At 55.3% G+C, this 16,612-nt stretch carries 14 protein-coding genes; 10 read left to right on the forward strand and 4 right to left on the reverse strand.

From position 1 onward, the window contains the following. The first annotated feature begins 56 nt into the window (after positions 1-56). On the forward strand, positions 57-1,544 hold the full coding sequence (locus tag IB237_RS01845; RefSeq protein ID WP_192486903.1) for an MFS transporter: 1,488 nt from the start codon (positions 57-59) through the stop codon (positions 1,542-1,544). A gap of 105 nt (positions 1,545-1,649) precedes the next feature. Here the strand turns inward: IB237_RS01845 and IB237_RS01850 are convergent, their stop codons facing one another. After that, positions 1,650-3,041: a M17 family metallopeptidase gene (locus tag IB237_RS01850; RefSeq protein WP_192486904.1), complete on the reverse strand. Its 1,392-nt coding sequence runs from the start codon at positions 3,039-3,041 to the stop codon at positions 1,650-1,652. Positions 3,042-3,282: 241 nt separating this feature from the next. On the opposite strand from IB237_RS01850, the gene IB237_RS01855 reads away from it, so the two are divergent. From IB237_RS01855 to IB237_RS01890, 8 genes are all read left to right on the forward strand, one after another. Next, the gene (locus IB237_RS01855) at positions 3,283-3,999 is read left to right on the forward strand and encodes a tetratricopeptide repeat protein (RefSeq protein ID WP_371815249.1); all 717 of its coding nucleotides are present in this window, start codon (positions 3,283-3,285) and stop codon (positions 3,997-3,999) included. 222 nt (positions 4,000-4,221) lie between these two features. Next, positions 4,222-5,457 (forward strand): ABC transporter substrate-binding protein, encoded by a 1,236-nt coding sequence (locus tag IB237_RS01860; RefSeq protein WP_192486906.1) that lies wholly within the window; start codon positions 4,222-4,224, stop codon positions 5,455-5,457. Positions 5,458-5,621: 164 nt separating this feature from the next. Continuing rightward, on the forward strand, positions 5,622-6,524 hold the full coding sequence (locus IB237_RS01865) for a carbohydrate ABC transporter permease (protein WP_192486907.1): 903 nt from the start codon (positions 5,622-5,624) through the stop codon (positions 6,522-6,524). Then, the gene (locus tag IB237_RS01870) at positions 6,517-7,458 is read left to right on the forward strand and encodes a carbohydrate ABC transporter permease (RefSeq protein ID WP_192486908.1); all 942 of its coding nucleotides are present in this window, start codon (positions 6,517-6,519) and stop codon (positions 7,456-7,458) included. The genes IB237_RS01865 and IB237_RS01870 overlap by 8 nt, the downstream gene beginning before the upstream one ends. Positions 7,459-7,463: 5 nt before the next feature. Further along, on the forward strand, positions 7,464-8,552 hold the full coding sequence (locus IB237_RS01875; protein ID WP_192486909.1) for an ABC transporter ATP-binding protein: 1,089 nt from the start codon (positions 7,464-7,466) through the stop codon (positions 8,550-8,552). Between the two features lie 47 nt (positions 8,553-8,599). Further along, a complete protein-coding gene (locus IB237_RS01880; RefSeq protein WP_192486910.1) occupies positions 8,600-9,361 on the forward strand; it encodes a sugar phosphate isomerase/epimerase in 762 nt (253 codons plus the stop codon). Positions 9,362-9,382: 21 nt separating this feature from the next. Further along, positions 9,383-10,516 (forward strand): Gfo/Idh/MocA family protein, encoded by a 1,134-nt coding sequence (locus IB237_RS01885; protein ID WP_192486911.1) that lies wholly within the window; start codon positions 9,383-9,385, stop codon positions 10,514-10,516. A gap of 18 nt (positions 10,517-10,534) precedes the next feature. After that, the gene (locus IB237_RS01890) at positions 10,535-12,151 is read left to right on the forward strand and encodes a glycoside hydrolase family 43 protein (RefSeq protein WP_192486912.1); all 1,617 of its coding nucleotides are present in this window, start codon (positions 10,535-10,537) and stop codon (positions 12,149-12,151) included. A 45-nt stretch (positions 12,152-12,196) separates the two neighbouring features. Here IB237_RS01890 and IB237_RS01895 read toward each other — a convergent pair whose 3' ends face one another. Both IB237_RS01895 and IB237_RS01900 read right to left on the reverse strand, forming a co-directional pair. Continuing rightward, positions 12,197-13,237, reverse strand: a complete 1,041-nt coding sequence (locus IB237_RS01895) for an Ldh family oxidoreductase (RefSeq protein ID WP_192486913.1) — start codon at positions 13,235-13,237, stop codon at positions 12,197-12,199. 106 nt (positions 13,238-13,343) lie between these two features. Further along, positions 13,344-14,483, reverse strand: a complete 1,140-nt coding sequence (locus tag IB237_RS01900; RefSeq protein ID WP_192486914.1) for a Xaa-Pro peptidase family protein — start codon at positions 14,481-14,483, stop codon at positions 13,344-13,346. A gap of 249 nt (positions 14,484-14,732) precedes the next feature. Between IB237_RS01900 and IB237_RS01905 the strand changes: the two genes are divergently transcribed. Continuing rightward, positions 14,733-15,947, forward strand: coding sequence for a glycosyltransferase family 2 protein (locus IB237_RS01905; protein WP_192486915.1), 1,215 nt, complete (start codon positions 14,733-14,735; stop codon positions 15,945-15,947). A 222-nt stretch (positions 15,948-16,169) separates the two neighbouring features. On the opposite strand, the gene IB237_RS01910 is transcribed toward IB237_RS01905, so the two are convergent. Continuing rightward, the gene (locus IB237_RS01910) at positions 16,170-16,607 is read right to left on the reverse strand and encodes a hypothetical protein (protein WP_192486916.1); all 438 of its coding nucleotides are present in this window, start codon (positions 16,605-16,607) and stop codon (positions 16,170-16,172) included. Between the last annotated feature and the right edge of the window lie 5 nt (positions 16,608-16,612).

Raw genomic sequence — 16,612 nt, forward strand, 5'->3', positions numbered from 1 at the left:
TATTTAAATAATTCACAGCTATCGTTCAACTCGCTCTTAGCGACCATGGAGTTTTTATGCAGGCCAAAGCACGATGGGGTATTCTCGCGATTGTATCGAGTGCCTTGTTCATGATCGTGATCGATATGACGGTGTTGTACACGGCATTGCCGCGTCTGACACATGATCTCATGGCATCGTCCTCTGAAAAATTGTGGATCGTAAATGTCTATGCGCTGACCGTCGCCGGATTACTGCCCGCATCCGGCGCGCTTGGTGACAAATTCGGTGCACGTCTGTTGTTCCTGATCGGTCTGATTGTTTTTGGTGCCGCATCGTTGTTCGCCGCCTTTTCACCGAACCCTGCGATGTTGATTGCCGGACGGGCGCTGCTTGCCGTTGGCGCAGCAATGATGATGCCAGCCACGCTGTCGATTATCCGCCAGACATTCACGGAGCCCGGTGAACGGGCCTTCGCTATTGGTGTGTGGGCAGCCGTTGCCTCTGGCGGTGCGGCCTTCGGACCGGTCATTGGCGGCGTGTTGCTGGAGCACTTCTGGTGGGGTTCGGTTTTCCTGATCAACCTGCCCATCGTCGCGGTCGCCTTTGTCGCAACCATCCTGTTTGTTGGCCCCGGCTTGCGAAATCCGGAGCGATCATTCGATATCATTTCGGCCGTACAGATCATGATCGGGCTTGTAGCTTCGACCTATGCCGTCAAGGAATTGGCAAAGCCGGACATTTCTCTATCGTCATTTGCCGTCTCGGCGCTGCTGGGATTGGTCTTCCTGATGCTGTTTGCACGTCGTCAACGTCACATTGCATCGCCGTTGATTGATTTCAGCCTGTTTGCCAACCGCAATTTTCTGGCTGGCGTGATTGCTGCTGCCGTCGCCTCGGCTGCTCTTTTGGGCTTTCAGTTGGCATTGACCCAGCGTTTCCAGCTTGTGCTCGACATGTCGCCTCTGGAGGCAGGTCTGATGGTGCTGCCCATTCCGCTTGGTGCATTTATCGCTGGCCCGTTGGCAGGCATATTGGTGGCAAAAGTCGGCGAACGGGCGGTCATGTGGATGTCAATGGCAATCGCGGCAGCCAGCCTCGCGCTTTATTACAGTGTCATCAGCGATGGCCTCGCCGTGCAGGTTGCTGCCCTGTTTGTCATGGGCATAGGCCTCGGTGCGACAATGACTGCCGCCTCCACCGCAATCATGCTCAACGCCCCGGATCATCACGGTGGCATGGCAGCGTCGATCGAGGAAGTCTCGTTTGAACTCGGTGGTGCGATCGGTATCGCCACGCTTGGAAGTGTCCTTGCTGCGGTCTACAGCACATCGTTTGAAGCCCCTGTCGGTATCAATGACGGCGCGGCCTCGGCCCGCGATGGTCTCGACGCAGCACTGCTTCTGGCTGAGCGGGTTGGCGGCAATCTCGCCATTGCAGTTCGCAGTGCCGCAGAAACGGCCTTTGGCAATGCATTTACGGCCGTGTTGATCACTGCCGTGGTGTTGCTTGGTGCGACCAGCATCGTGGTGCGAATGCTGGCACAGCACAAACACGCCGACTGAACACCGACAGTCATACTTGCCACGCTGACTCAAAAGAAAACAACGGTGTTTGCGCACCGTTGTTTTGCCGTTTGTGCAGGTCTTTGAGCCGTTAGTTTTTGCTGATCAGCCGTAGGTTCTGGCAATGTAGTGATAGAGCGCGCGGATGGCCTGCGCTTCACCGCCAACCGACGAGTGCGGACGCTCATTCGGCGACCAGCCGTAAATGTCGAAGTGGGCCCATTTCTTGGTTTTCGACACAAAGCGCTTGAGGAACAAGGCGGCTGTGATCGAGCCTGCCATGCCGCCAGCTGGCGCATTGGTAATGTCGGCAGCGCGGGAGCGGATATCCTTGTCATATCCCATGTAAAGCGGCATGCGCCACATCGGGTCGTCCATGTCCATGCCCGCTTCGGCGATGTCATGAGCGAGATCTTCGTCATCGGTGTAATAGGGCGCAATGTCAGGTCCGAGCGCCACGCGGGCAGCACCGGTCAGTGTTGCCATGTCAATCATCAGGTCCGGCTCGTCCTGATCGGCGTAGGCCAATGCGTCGGCCAGAATAAGCCGGCCCTCGGCGTCGGTATTGTCGATCTGTACCGTCAGACCCTTGCGGCTCTGGTAGATGTCGCCCGGGCGGAAAGCATTGGCGGAAATCGAGTTCTCGACGACAGGAACGATGACGCGCAGGTTCACCTTGAGTTTGGCTTCCATGATCATCAATGCAAGGCCAAGCACATTTGCCGCGCCACCCATGTCTTTTTTCATCAGCGCCATCGAAGACGCAGGTTTGATGTCGAGACCACCGGTGTCGAAGCACACGCCTTTGCCTACCAAGGTAATGGCAGGATTGCCTTTCTTGCCCCAACGCATTTCCAGAAGGCGCGGCTGGCCTTCGCTAGCACGACCCACCGCATGGATCAGTGGGAAGTTTTCGCTGAGCAGCTTGTCGCCGGTCACGGCGGTAACTTCCGCCTTGTAGTGGGCGGCAAGTGCACGGAAAGCCACTTCAAGCTGGTCCGGCCCCATATCGTTTGCTGGCATGTTGATGAGGTCGCGTGCCAGGAAGACGCCAGCTAGTGTGCGCTTGATGCCAGTTGCGTCGGCATCCTGCGGAATGAGCATCTTGGCCGACGATGATTTGACGGTGCGGTAGCGGTCGAACTTGTAGCTGCCAAGACCGAAACCCAGTGCGAGACGGTTCACCGTCAATGGTGCTGTTTCAATGTGCCAGTCGCCCTCTGGCAGTTCGCGGGCCAGTTTGCCGGTCAGGAAAGGAAGTTCGGACGGATTGCTGCCAAGTCCGAAAAGCGCGCCACCCAGCGAGCCATCGGCCGAAGGGATGAGCAGAATGGCACCGCTTTCCGCTTTGAAACCGGCCTTGCGCGCCCAATCGAGCGCTATGGGGTCGATGGCACCTTGCTCGATATGAGCTGGCGTTACCGCAAAAACCGGCAGGGTGTTGCCCGCTTTGGCACTGAACGGTGTTGCTCTTTCGATGAACTGATACGGGGCCATGATCTGCTTTCGTAAACTTGGAGAATCAGTAAATTAACACTCTGTTAGGGTTAACAGATTATTGCTGGAGTGAAGATTGCGCCGCTTATAGGTGCAAAAGCCGTTCAACACACGCAGGGGCAATGCCATGACTGCTGTTCACTCTGTATCTACAGCGCGAAAAGCCATAATCAATGGCGGTGCCGTGCTGACTCTGGTGCTGGCATTAACCGCATGCGCGTCTACCAACAAGCATGACAGGCTGACAACAGGCTCTATCCCGACGACGGCGCCCGCACAATCATACGATAATCTCAACCAGTCTCAACTGCGACAGGCCGAAGAAGCAGCTGGCAAAGCCTATGAACGCAATCCCAAGGATGCGCGTACGGGCATGAGCTATGCCAATCTTCTGATGATGACTGGCAAAAGCACACAGGCTCTGGCCGTGATGCAGCAGATCGCTATTGCCAACCCCGCAGACCGTAACGTGCTGGCAGCTTATGGCAAGGCGCAGGCCGGTGCCGGTCAGCTGGAACAGGCACTGTCGACAATCGCCCGCGCGCAGACACCGGATAGACCAGACTGGCGCCTGTATTCTGCTGAAGGTGCCGTGCTGGATCAGCTCGGCCGCTCGCCAGAAGCGCGCACCAAATACCGCATGGCGTTGGACTTGCAGCCCAACGAACCCAGTATTCTGTCCAACCTCGGAATGTCCTACGTCCTGTCGAGTGATCCAAGAACGGCCGAAACCTATCTGCGATCAGCCTCGCAGCAACCGGGCGCTGACAGCCGAATCCGCCAGAATCTAGCGCTAGTCGTCGGGCTCCAAGGACGTTTCGCCGAGGCGGATAACATCGCCCGGCAGGAATTGACCCAGCAGCAGGCCGAAGCAAATCTTGCTTACCTGCGCGGCATGTTGTCTCAACAAAGTTCATGGAAGCAGCTTGCCGACAAGGAAAAAACTGCAACCAATTAAGGTTGTTGTGTGTTCCGGGCCGTGGACGATTTCTCTGGAAAGTGAAATCACAGCAATAACTTGCTGAATTCTGCTCATGATTGTTTTCGGGTAATATTCTCCCGCCTTTTGCGGCATTTATACAGCCAAAAGTCGTAAGGACTTTTTAAGTAATAGGCCGTTGCGTGTTTAAAAATATTCGCTTACGTTCCTCCTGCAACGTTTCAGTGAGGGAGGAGACTCATGCGTACGCGTGCTATTGTGGCTGCATTTGCGGCGAGTGTTTTGTTGCCTGCAGGTATGGCTGGTGCAACGGATCTTGAAGTAACACACTGGTGGACATCGGGCGGGGAGGCTGCCGCGGTTGCCGAACTGGCAAAGGCGTTCGATGCGACCGGTAACAAATGGGTGGATGGTGCGATTGCCGGTTCCGGCAGTACCGCTCGCCCGATCATGATCAGCCGGATCACCGGTGGTGACCCGATGGCTGCAACCCAATTCAACCACGGCAGACAGGCAGAAGAGCTTGTTCAGTCCGGATTGATGCGTGACCTGTCCGACGTTGCTGAAAAAGGCAATTGGAAAGAGGTTATCAAACCCGCAAGCCTGCTCGACAGCTGCACTATCGACGGGAAAATTTACTGCGCACCCGTCAATATTCACTCATGGCAATGGCTGTGGCTTTCCAACGCTGCCTTCAAGCAGGCCGGTGTTGAGGTTCCCAAGAACTGGACTGAATTTGTCGCTGCGGCACCTGCATTGAAGACGGCCGGTATTCAGCCGCTTGCGTTGGGTGGCCAGGCCTGGCAGGCCAACGGTCTGTTCGACACACTGGTCCTGTCACTGGGTGGCAAGGAACTGTATGAAAAGGTCTACAAGGACAAGGATGCGGAAGCCGCTGCCGGACCTGATATGGCCAAAATCTTTGCTGCTGCCGTAGAGGCACGCGACATGTCGCGCGGCACAAATGTGCAGGACTGGAACCAGGCAACCAACATGGTCATCACAGGCAAGGCCGGTGGCCAGGTCATGGGTGACTGGGCGCAGGGTGAATTCCAGTTGGCTGGCCAGACGGCCGGAACAGATTATTCCTGCCTGCCGGGTCTTGGCGTCAGCGACTACATCACCACAGGTGGCGACGCTTTCTATTTCCCGCTGTTGAAGGATGAGGCAAAAACCAAGGCACAGGACGTTCTGGCCGAAACGATTGTCGATCCAAAGACACAGGTTGCTTTCAACCTGAAAAAGGGTTCGTTGCCAATCCGTGGTGACGTGGACCTCGGCGTCGCAAATGATTGCATGAAGAAGGGTCTGGAAATTCTGGCCAAGGATCATGCTCTCACCAGCACCGACCAGCTTGTGTCCGCCGATACGCAAAAGCAGAAAGAAGACTTGATGGCGGAGTTTTTCGCCAGCACGTCGATGACTGCCGAAGATGCGCAGAAGCGGTTTGCAAGTATCATCAGCTCGGCTGATTGATCTGACGGGCGGTCTGTTGAACTTTTTATAGAGCTGCAGGCCGCTGCTTTACTCCTGCCGGTAATGTGAGTGCTTTTCTGACATTGCCGGTGACCACGCGGGTGCGGGCGGCCATTGGGCCACCCGCATTGCGATCAACGGCAACGTTTGATGAGGAGTGATCCATGGCGGGTCAAACGCGTTCAAAGCGCCCCAATCAGCTATTCCGCAATCTTAATTCGAAGATCGCGTCCATACCCATGATCCTCACTGCGGTTGTCATCTTCCTCGGCGGTACGATCTGGACGATTGTTTATTCTTTCACCAACTCCAAGCTTTTGCCGCGCGCCACCTTTGTTGGTATCGAGCAATATGAACGGCTGTGGGCTGCACCCCGCTGGATTATCTCGATTCAGAATTTGGCGATTTACGGCATTCTCTCGCTGATCTTCAGTCTGGTTATCGGCTTTCTGCTTGCCGCGCTGATGGATCAGAAAATCCGTTTCGAAAATACATTCCGTACGATCTTTCTTTATCCTTTTGCACTTTCATTCATCGTCACTGGTCTTGTTTGGCAGTGGATTCTCAATCCGGAATTTGGTGTGCAATCCGTCGTCCGCTCATTTGGCTGGACCAGCTTTACTTTCGACCCGCTCTATAATCCTGACATCGTGATCTATGGCATCCTGATTGCCGGTCTATGGCAGGGAACGGGCCTTGTCATGTGTCTGATGCTGGCTGGTCTGCGCGGTATCGATGAGGATATCTGGAAGGCGGCACGCGTCGACGGCATTCCCATGTGGCGCACCTATATTTTTGTGGTGATCCCGATGATGCGCGCAGTCTTCATCACCACGCTCGTCATTATCGCCAGCGGCATCGTCAAGGTTTACGACCTGGTGGTTGCGCAAACCAGCGGCGGTCCCGGCATCGCATCTGAAGTCCCGGCGAAATATGTCTATGACTACATGTTCCAGGCGCAAAATCTTGGCCAGGGATTTGCGGCATCGTCGATGATGCTGCTGACCGTCGCCATCATCATCATCCCATGGGCCTATCTTGAATTCGGAGGGCGCAAACGTGGCTAATATCAGCACCTTGAATACAGTCGCCGCAGGCGTTGACCCGGTTGCCCGGCAATTGTCGGGACCACGTGGCAAGAAGCCGCGAAAAACCCTCTCTCGCCGCAATATCGTGTTGTATGGCACGCTGTTTGTCGCGGCACTCTATTACCTGCTGCCGCTTTACGTGATGCTTGTGACATCGCTCAAGGGCATGCCGGAAATCCGTCTGGGCAATATCTTCGCGCCACCCATGGAAATTACCTTTGAGCCGTGGGCCAAGGCGTGGGCAAGTGCCTGCACCGGCCTCAACTGTGACGGGCTTTCGCGAGGTTTCTGGAACTCCGTCCGCATTATGGTTCCGTCAACACTCGTGTCGATCTTTATTGCATCGGTCAGCGGATACGCCATGGCCAACTGGAAGTTCAAGGGATCGGAACTGTTCTTTTCCATCCTGATCATCGGTGCCTTCATCCCCTATCAGGTGATGATCTATCCGATCGTCATCGTGCTGCGCGAAGTCGGTATCTACGGCACACTGACTGGCCTGATCGTGGTGCACACCATCTTCGGCATGCCGATCCTGACACTGCTTTTCCGCAATTACTTCTCGTCGCTGCCGGAGGAATTGTTCAAGGCAGCCCGCATCGACGGGGCAGGGTTTTGGCAGATTTATTTCCGCATCATGCTGCCCATGTCGTTGCCGATTTTTGTAGTGGCAATGATCCTTCAGGTAACGGGCATCTGGAACGACTTCCTGTTCGGTGTCGTGTTCACGCGACCTGAATATTACCCGATGACGGTTCAGCTCAACAACATCGTCAACTCGGTGCAGGGTGTGAAGGAATACAACGTCAACATGGCAGCAACCCTGCTCACCGGCGCCGTTCCGCTGATCGTTTATTTCATTTCAGGCAGGCTATTTGTCCGGGGCATTGCCGCAGGCGCAGTCAAAGGGTGATTTTCATGACTTATAGTGTTTCCATCCAAGAGCTTTCTCTGTCCTTCGGTGCTGTAACCGTGCTGGAAAATCTCAACCTCGATATTCACGAGGGTGAATTTCTGGTGCTGCTCGGTTCATCCGGTTGCGGCAAGTCAACCCTTTTGAATTGCATTGCCGGTTTGCTGGAACCGACCGACGGGCAGATTTTCATCAAGGAACGCAACGTCACCTGGGAGGAACCAAAGGATCGCGGCATCGGCATGGTGTTCCAGTCCTATGCGCTTTATCCGCAGATGACGGTAGAAAAAAACCTGTCCTTTGGTCTGCAAGTGGCAAAGGTTCCGCAGGCAGAAATTGACCGTCGCGTCGCACGTGCGGCTGAAATTCTGCAGATACAGCCGCTACTCAAACGCAAACCATCGGCCCTGTCAGGCGGTCAGCGCCAGCGCGTGGCAATCGGTCGTGCATTGGTACGCGATGTTGACGTGTTCCTGTTCGACGAACCCCTGTCCAACCTCGATGCCAAGCTGCGCTCGGAACTGCGCGTTGAGATCAAGCGCTTGCACCAGTCGCTCAAGAACACCATGATCTACGTGACCCACGACCAGATCGAGGCACTGACACTGGCCGACCGTATCGCGATCATGAAAAGCGGCGTTATCCAGCAACTTGATGATCCTATTGCCATCTATAACCGGCCCAAAAACCTGTTCGTAGCTGGTTTCATCGGTTCGCCGTCCATGAACTTCTTGCGGGGAGAGCTGGTGGCAAAAGATGGAGGCACGGCCTTCGTCACCAACGGCGTGAGCTTTAGTCTTGCCGGCTACCAGACATCGGAACCACTCGCCGCCGGCCGCCCGGTCATTCTGGGTATTCGCCCTGAACATATCCGTGTTGATGAGCAGATATCCGGCGGCGAAGTTCACGAGGCAATTGTCGACATCGAGGAGCCGATGGGTGCCGACAATCTGCTCTGGCTGAAACTTGCCGACCATACGCTGTCGGTGCGGATCGGTGGTCACCGACGTTATTCACCGGGCAGCAAGGTGCGGCTCGGTGTGGATATGTCGATGGCATCGCTGTTCGACGCGGCCACTGAAAACCGCATCTGATCCCTTTCCCGACACCCAAATATTGATGACATTGAGGAGACTTGGAAATGACAACACTTGGCTTTCAGCTTTACAGCGCCCGCAATTTTCCGCCGCTTTCCGAAATTCTAAAAAAGCTGTCCAAGGCCGGTTATCGTGAAGTCGAGGGATATGGTGGCATTTACGCCACCATGGATGATGCAGCACTCACACAATTCCGCGCTGAGTTGGATGCCAACGGGCTGACCATGCCAACCGGCCATTTCGGCATCGACATGCTCGAAAAGGAAACCGACCGGGCGCTCGCCGTTGCCCGCATTCTGGGCATTGAAGCCGTTTATTGCCCCTATCTGCTGCCAGACCAGCGCCCCAGTGATGCGGCTGGCTGGTTTGCCTTTGGGCAGCGTTTGCAGGCAGCCAGCAAACCATTCCGTGATGCTGGCCTGACCTTCGGCTGGCACAATCATGATTTCGAGTTTCACACGCTGGCGGATGGTTCGACACCGCAGGAACAGATTCTCGCCGGTGGTCCTGAACTGAGCTGGGAAGCCGATATCGCCTGGATTATCAGGGGTGGGGCTGACCCATTTGCGTGGATTGAAAGCTACGGCAAACGCATCACTGCTGTCCACGTCAAGGATATCGCGCCGTCAGGCCAGAATGCCAATGAAGATGGTTGGGCAGACCTCGGCCACGGCACTGTGGAATGGCAAAAGCTGATCGCTGCGCTGAAGAACACCTCGGTCAAACACTTCGTGCTGGAGCACGACAATCCGTCCGATATCGACCGCCTGATGGAACGGTCGATTGCATCTTTCAATGCCTACTGATTTTCATACTGGAGCATCATCATGGCCAAAGAGCTTGGCGTCGGCATCATTGGATGCGGTAATATCTCGACCACCTATTTCTCTCTCGCTCCGCTGTTCAAGGGGCTGAAAATTCTTGCCTGCGCCGATTTGAACCGCAATGCAGCCGAGCTGAAAGCGGAAGAATATGGTGTGAAGGCACAGTCCATTCCCGAACTGCTGGCCAACAGTGAGATTGACGTCATCGTCAACCTTACCATTCCCGCCGCGCATTTCTCGGTCTCTAAGGCTATTCTTGAAGCGGGCAAACATGTCTATTCCGAAAAGCCGCTGGTTTTGACGCTAGAGGAAGGCGAAGAGCTTCGAAAAGTTGCCGCTGAGAAAAAATTGTCTGTTGGCTGCGCGCCCGATACATTCCTGGGCGGCTCACATCAGCTTGCCCGTAAATATATCGATGAAGGTCGCGTCGGGCGTATCACATCAGGCACATGTCATGTCATGAGCCCCGGCATGGAAATGTGGCATCCGAATCCCGGCTTTTTCTTTGTGGCCGGGGGCGGGCCGATCCTTGATCTTGGCCCTTATTACATCGCTAACCTCATCAATCTGCTTGGTCCCGTAAAACGCGTTGCCGCCCTGACATCGATGGCCAACACAACCCGCACCATCACCAGCCAGCCGCTGGCCGGACAGACGATACCGGTGGAAACACCCACCAACATTCATGCGTTGTTGGAATTCGTCAGCGGTGCGACCATCACGCTGTCGGCCAGTTGGGATGTCTGGTCACACCGTCACGCCAATATGGAGCTTTATGGCACCGGAGGCTCGCTCTATGTGCCGGACCCCAACTTCTTCGGCGGAGTGGTGGAAGCCAGCGGCCAGAACAAGGATATCGAGCCGCTTGAAGATTGGGAGCATCCATTCGGTAAAGCCAATCAGGAAAGTCCGCAGGGGCCACGTGCCAATTACCGCACCGCAGGTCTCGCCGATATGGCCATGGCGCTGATTGAGGGGCGGGATGCCCGTTGCTCGCTGGAGCGTGCGCTGCACGGCATCGATGTCATGACCTCAATCCTGAAGTCGGGAGAGGAAGGTCGTTTCATCGACATGACAACGACATGCACGCAACCGGCTGCTCTTGGTATCGAAGAAGCGCAAAAGCTGCTGCGTTAAATTCGTGGGGAGGAAGACATGATCCGCAATCCTGTTTTGTCGGGGTTTAACCCCGACCCGTCCATATGCCGTGTCGGTGAGGATTATTACATCGCGACATCCACTTTCGAGTGGTATCCGGGCGTGCAAATCCACCACTCACGCGATCTGGTCAACTGGACCCTGGTACGCAGACCGCTGGAACGCGCCAGCCAGCTCGACATGCGCGGTAACCCTGACAGTTGCGGCATCTGGGCACCGTGCCTGTCCTATGCGGATGGCCGCTTCTGGCTGGTCTACACCGATGTCAAACGTTACGACGGCAACTTCAAGGATGCCCATAACTACATCGTCACATCAGACACCATTGAAGGTGCGTGGTCGGATCCGGTCTACGTCAACTCATCCGGTTTTGACCCGACGTTGTTTCATGACGATGACGGGCGCAAATGGTTCCTCAACATGCAGTGGAACCACCGCACCGAAAGTTACGGTGGCGCACCGAAACATCCGGCCTTTGATGGCATCCTATTGCAGGAATGGGATGCTGCAAGTGGCAAGCTGATCGGCCCGGTCAAAAACATCTTTCCCGGCAGCCCGCTAGGGCTTGTGGAAGGGCCGCACATCTTTAAGCGCAATGGCTGGTATTACCTGACCACGGCGGAAGGTGGCACGGGCTACGACCATGCTGTCACCATGGCGCGGTCCCGTTCGCTGGATGGTCCCTATGAGATGCACCCGAATGTCCATCTGATCACCTCAAAAGACAATCCGGAGGCGATGCTACAAAGGGCAGGGCACGGGCAATATGTCGAAACGCCAGATGGCGAGGCCTATCACACGCATCTATGCGGCAGACCCGTACCGCCGAAACGGCGTTGTACACTTGGCCGTGAAACGGCAATCCAAAAATGTGTATGGCGCGATGACTGGCTGTATCTGGCGCAAGGCGGTGTCGTACCCGCTGTCGAGGTGCCGTCTCCGACTTCAGCCACTCGCAAACGGGAAGAGGCCAATATTCACCACAGATTTGAAACGCCGCAATTGCCAGAGGATTTCCAGTGGTTGCGGTCGCCCTATCCTGAGCGGCTTTTCAGCCTGACTGAGCGTGCTGGGCATTTGCGATTGTTCGGACGTGAAAGCATCGGCTCTTGGTTTGACCAGTCGCTGGTGGCTCGGCGCCAGCAACATCACTCCTTCCGGGCCGAAACCGTGGTGGAGTTTTCACCCGATACCTACCAGCAGGTGGCGGGTCTCACCCATTATTATAATCGCCACAAGTTTCATGCGCTTGCTGTCACGCTGCATGAAAAGCTGGGACGGGTCGTCACCATCCTGTCATGCCCGGGCGACTTTCCACACGGTCGCTTGAGCTTTCCAATTGGCGGCGGCGTCACTGTTCCTGAGGGGCCAATTCATCTGGCGATGGAAGTGGAAGGCAACGATCTGCTGTTCTTCTGGCGCAGCCATTCAGCACCCACTTGGCAGCCGGTTGGGCCTGTTCTTGATGCCGGTGTCGTCTCGGATGAGGGTGGGCGCGGTGAACACGGCTCATTCACAGGTGCTTTTGTCGGCATGTTCGCTTTCGATACATCTGGTCGCGGACAGCCGGCTGATTTTGAAAGCTTTGCCTACAGCATCACCGACAGGGAATGACATGGACGGGTAGTCTGCGAAACAGGCTACCCGCTCGTTACATTGTCAGGCCGGGACGGCGGCTTTCAGCTCGGAAAGCATCGCGCGCAGATCCACCAACAGAGCGGCCTGCACAGGCAGGCCTTTGTCCTTGTTGCGGTCGCGGGCTTCATAACGACGCTGCGATGGCAGGCGCGCGCCCTGATCGGTAATCGAGCTGAACAGTTTTTCAGCCCGTCCCATGCTTTCCGTCATGCTCGCGCCGAGGAAGGACTGCGGATCAAGCGCAATCAGCAATTCGCCGTGGCACGGGGTTACCCCCGCACCATCGTCAAATTCCATCGATTCCGAACTCATCATGTCGTTGATCAATGGACCGGCCAACAGCTCGACCATCGCCGAAAGTGCGGAGCCCTTGTGACCACCGAAGGTCAACATAGCTCCGTTGAGGGCAGCTTCAGCGTCCGTTGTTGGATTGCCTTCGGCGTCGATGGCCCAGCCGAGCGGGATCGGTTTTCCGGCCCGGCGGTGCAATTCGATTTCACCACGCGCTGACGCGCTGGTCGCAAAGTCGAAAATGAACGGATGTTTGCCAGCCCGTGGCCACCCGAAGGCAAATGGATTGGTGCCGAAGGACGGTTTGGTGCCGCCAGCTGGCGCTACCCAGCAGTGGCTGGGGGTAACGGCAAAGGACACCAGACCCGCGTCAGCCAGCGCTTCAACCTCTGGCCAAAGCGCTGAGAAGTGGAAGCAGTTATTGATTGCCATGGCGGCAACACCCTGCTTTTTGGTTTTCTCGATGAAATGCGGCAGGCCGGCATGGAAGCCCATCAATGAATACCCGTAGTGGGAATTGACGCGCACGATACCCGGCGTTTCCGTATCCACTGTTGGCTCGGCATTGGGATCAACTTTGCCGATCTGCAGGGTTTTGACACAGCCCATTAGGCGGTAGAGGCCATGAGAATGGCACTCATCCTGCTGCGCTTTCAGGACAGAAGCAGCAATCGTTTCTGCATGACCTTTCGAAAACCCGGCAAGTGTCAGCAATTCAAGGCTTAGGGCGCGGGCTTCTTCAAAAGAAATATACTCGATCGCTTGGGTCATCTGTCACTCCTGCAGACTAATTTTTGTAGGTTTTTCGTGCCCGTACACTACCGCTTCGCCACACAAATGGAAGCGAAGCGGCAACACATTCCCTGTTGATTTGCGCTTACGCAAACGGTTCTGCTGGACCCTTGGCCGGCTGCGTAAACCAGTGGGCACCATCGTCCGCCATGTAGATATGATCCTCAAGCCGAATGCCGAACTTACCGGGGAAAACGATCATCGGTTCATTGGAGAAACACATGCCGGTTGCCAGTTTGGTCTGGTTGCCTCTGACGATGTAGGGCTCTTCATGAATTTCAAGCCCAAGTCCATGACCTGCTCGGTGCGGTAGACCAGGAAGCTGATAATCTGGTCCAAGTCCATGGCGGGACATCACTCCGCGGGCTGCGTCATCAAGGCTTGCGCAGGAAGCGCCAAGCTTCGCCGCATCGAAAACAGCCTGCTGTGCTTCACGCTCGATTGCCCAACCCGCGGCAAATTCTTTGGTTGGCTCATCGATCATGTATGTGCGTGTCAGATCGGAGTGATAACCGTCAATGCGCGTACCGGTATCAACAAGAATGACATCGCCGGCTACAAGCGTCTGATCGCCGTCGGCACCATGCGGCAGCGAGGTGGCCAAGCCGAAAGAGACAATGCAGAAAGTAGACGATGAACCGGCCAGTTCGCGGTGCCGCTCATCTATGAACCGAACGACTTCCGATGCCCGAATGCCCGGTTTCATGATCGCATGGGCCTGCCGGTGAATGTCCAGCGTCAGATCCATCGCATATTTGATGATGGCAATTTCAGCTGCCGATTTGCAAAGACGCAGATTGCGGATCAACCGTCCGCCATCGGCAAGCCGCTCGGCACCAACAGCCTTAGCCAGTGCGTGATAGATGAACAGCGGCAGAGCATCGTCCAGTGCCAGTTTTTCTGATGGCTTCAGCTGTGCAGCAACAAGTTCTGCCGGTGATTGGTCTTCTTCCCATGTCAGGATTTCGCCGGGCAGATGAGGCAGCGTTTCAACACGGCTCTTTTCAAAGCCCGGTACTATGTAGAAAAGCCCGTCCTGCGTCACCAATGCGCCAAGCAGTCTTTCACTCTGGTGCCAATGCAAACCGGTGAAATATAGCAGGCTATCGGACGCGCCGAGCAAAGTAGCGGAAATGCCGTGCGCACCCATGGTTTCACGAAGTTTTTTCAATCTCGACAGGCGTTCGTCATCTTGAATGAAGGCAGGTGGATTTTTCTGAAACATGACATTCCATTCCGGCAGGATTTTCAGGTGGGTAGTTGGATGCGGCGAAGACTAGATGGTTGTGCGCATTTTGTCGACAGCAAACGGATATCTTTGCTTCAGACGCGGGGGCGGTCAATTTCAATAACAAGCTATGGAACAGGACAGTTTCGGGAAAGCGAATAGGTGTAGCTAACAATGATAACTTTGGGCGTATTGCATCTGGATGCATTGCGTTTGCTGGAACTGTGAGCGACTGCGGAGAAAAAAATGTCCTCGACACAACCTATAATCTTGTCGATTTGTGTCCCCACATATAACCGGCAGTTTCTGCTTGAGCGCAACGTCACATTCCATTTGGATTCGTTTCGCAGACTGGGAATTCCGTTTGAAATCGTCATCGTTGACGACTGCTCGACGGATAATACACCTGCTTATATCGCCTCGATTTCCGACAATCCGGAAATCAACGCTTTCCGGCGTGTGAAGAATTCTGGCTTTGTCAGCAACTATTCGTTCGCCATGCAGCGCGCCCGCGGCCGTTATGCCGTGTTCCTCGGTGACGACGATCTGTTGATCCCGGAAAAGGTTGTCGAATATGTGCGCCTGATGGAGCAGGATCCGGCGCTCGGTGTCATTCAGGCCCCGTGGATGCTGGTTGATGGCCGTAACAACGCCAACACCGACATGGGCCCATTCTACCGCCTGCCTGGCCCGATCCGCCACAGCAAGGGCAACTTCCTGTCGATGCTGGACATGATCCTCAACTATCATGTCTTCCCGGAATTCATGATCATTCGTCGCAGTGTGCTGGCAAAGGCGATTTCCAGCCCGACGCCATTTATCTTCTGGGCATTCCTCTACACCACCCGCGCGCTCGAAGGCGGCGACATTATGTTCGTGCCAGAGCCATTTGCGCGCGTAACGGCTGTCTCCGATGATCCGCGCCAGCAACAGGGCAACAAGGAATGCATGTTCCTGTGGGATACCTATCGCGGTGGCATCGAATATCTGGTGTCACGCGCTGCACAGGTCAATCCGTTCAGCCCGGATGAAAAAGTATCGCTGAATGCCCGTATCCTAAAATTCATGATGATGCGTCAGGCCGTTGCGCTGCGCCTTCATGTCGAGGCAGGAAACTGGCCGGAAGCCTACATCATGTACCACCGCATGGCGGCCCATGAGCAGATGCCACTGTCGCCAGACGCATTTGGCCAGATCTGCAAACTGGCCGGCGTTGTCACGGCGGCGCGTGAAGCAACAGAGTTCTCGAATGAACCGATCATTCTTGATCCAATGATCGAAACCACAACGCTGAACCTGCTGCCGCAGGATATTCGCGCACGGATGACCTACCCGGTTGAAGGTGGGGCGAAGTCGCAGGAGCCACGCGCCTATCTGCGCTTTAACCCGGCATTCCCGGAAAATCCCGGCCCGAAGGACGGTATCTTTGATATCCGAGAATACATCGCCCAATTCGGCTGATCGTTTCGATCTTTCAGACATTAAAACCTGCGCGGAAAAGCTCCGTGCAGGTTTTTTTATGCCAGCAGTCTGGAGAATAACCAAAGAAAACGAAAAGACCCGGAAATCGCTATGATTTCCGGGTCGTAGAAAGGCTCAGAGATGAGGACGCCGCTGTTTCTATGTCCAAAAAGACGTTGTCAGGGCACTTTCATACGGTTGATAAACCGGGGCCAAACCGCGTTAAGCCAATTGACCGGTTTTGCGCGTCACAAAACGTGCCTCACGCAGGCTGCGTTTCAGAAACTCCGTATTGATATCCGGATTATCAGACGCATTCTGGAACGATATATGGTTGATATCGATCGCCGCAAACTCATCAGCAAGATGCAGTTGCGCGTAAATTGTCACTCCGAGCGGTTTAAGCTCAAGATCAAGAACTACCGTAGGAACGCCGTCCCACTCGAGCTTGTATTCCCCGCCCGCGCCGAAATTGACTGTGCCTGGATGGAAATACAGTTCAGCCGCAGAAGCAACCAGATCGGCAAGGCTCCCGTAGCATTCGAAACGCAGCAGAGAGATCAAGTCCGCTGGATCGAGGAGCCGTAGTTCCGAAGCGACCGGGCTAAGGGCTTCAGCAACAATTTGTTCTCGTTGTTCTGTGTAGGGGCATTTTTTCATTCGTA

It is taken from the genome of Agrobacterium sp. AGB01, from assembly GCF_014851585.1.
In the GTDB taxonomy this organism is placed as follows: domain Bacteria; phylum Pseudomonadota; class Alphaproteobacteria; order Rhizobiales; family Rhizobiaceae; genus Agrobacterium.

Excerpts from the sequence above, each read along its gene's own strand:
- IB237_RS01845 (WP_192486903.1), top strand. The coding sequence starts at position 57 with ATGCAGGCCAAAGCACGATGGGGTATTCTCGCGATTGTATCGAGTGCC.
- IB237_RS01850 (WP_192486904.1), bottom strand. The coding sequence starts at position 3,041 with ATGGCCCCGTATCAGTTCATCGAAAGAGCAACACCGTTCAGTGCCAAA.
- IB237_RS01860 (WP_192486906.1), top strand. The coding sequence starts at position 4,222 with ATGCGTACGCGTGCTATTGTGGCTGCATTTGCGGCGAGTGTTTTGTTG.
- IB237_RS01865 (WP_192486907.1), top strand. The coding sequence starts at position 5,622 with ATGGCGGGTCAAACGCGTTCAAAGCGCCCCAATCAGCTATTCCGCAAT.
- IB237_RS01875 (WP_192486909.1), top strand. The coding sequence starts at position 7,464 with ATGACTTATAGTGTTTCCATCCAAGAGCTTTCTCTGTCCTTCGGTGCT.
- IB237_RS01880 (WP_192486910.1), top strand. The coding sequence starts at position 8,600 with ATGACAACACTTGGCTTTCAGCTTTACAGCGCCCGCAATTTTCCGCCG.
- IB237_RS01885 (WP_192486911.1), top strand. The coding sequence starts at position 9,383 with ATGGCCAAAGAGCTTGGCGTCGGCATCATTGGATGCGGTAATATCTCG.
- IB237_RS01890 (WP_192486912.1), top strand. The coding sequence starts at position 10,535 with ATGATCCGCAATCCTGTTTTGTCGGGGTTTAACCCCGACCCGTCCATA.
- IB237_RS01895 (WP_192486913.1), bottom strand. The coding sequence starts at position 13,237 with ATGACCCAAGCGATCGAGTATATTTCTTTTGAAGAAGCCCGCGCCCTA.
- IB237_RS01900 (WP_192486914.1), bottom strand. The coding sequence starts at position 14,483 with ATGTTTCAGAAAAATCCACCTGCCTTCATTCAAGATGACGAACGCCTG.
- IB237_RS01905 (WP_192486915.1), top strand. The coding sequence starts at position 14,733 with ATGTCCTCGACACAACCTATAATCTTGTCGATTTGTGTCCCCACATAT.
- IB237_RS01910 (WP_192486916.1), bottom strand. The coding sequence starts at position 16,607 with ATGAAAAAATGCCCCTACACAGAACAACGAGAACAAATTGTTGCTGAA.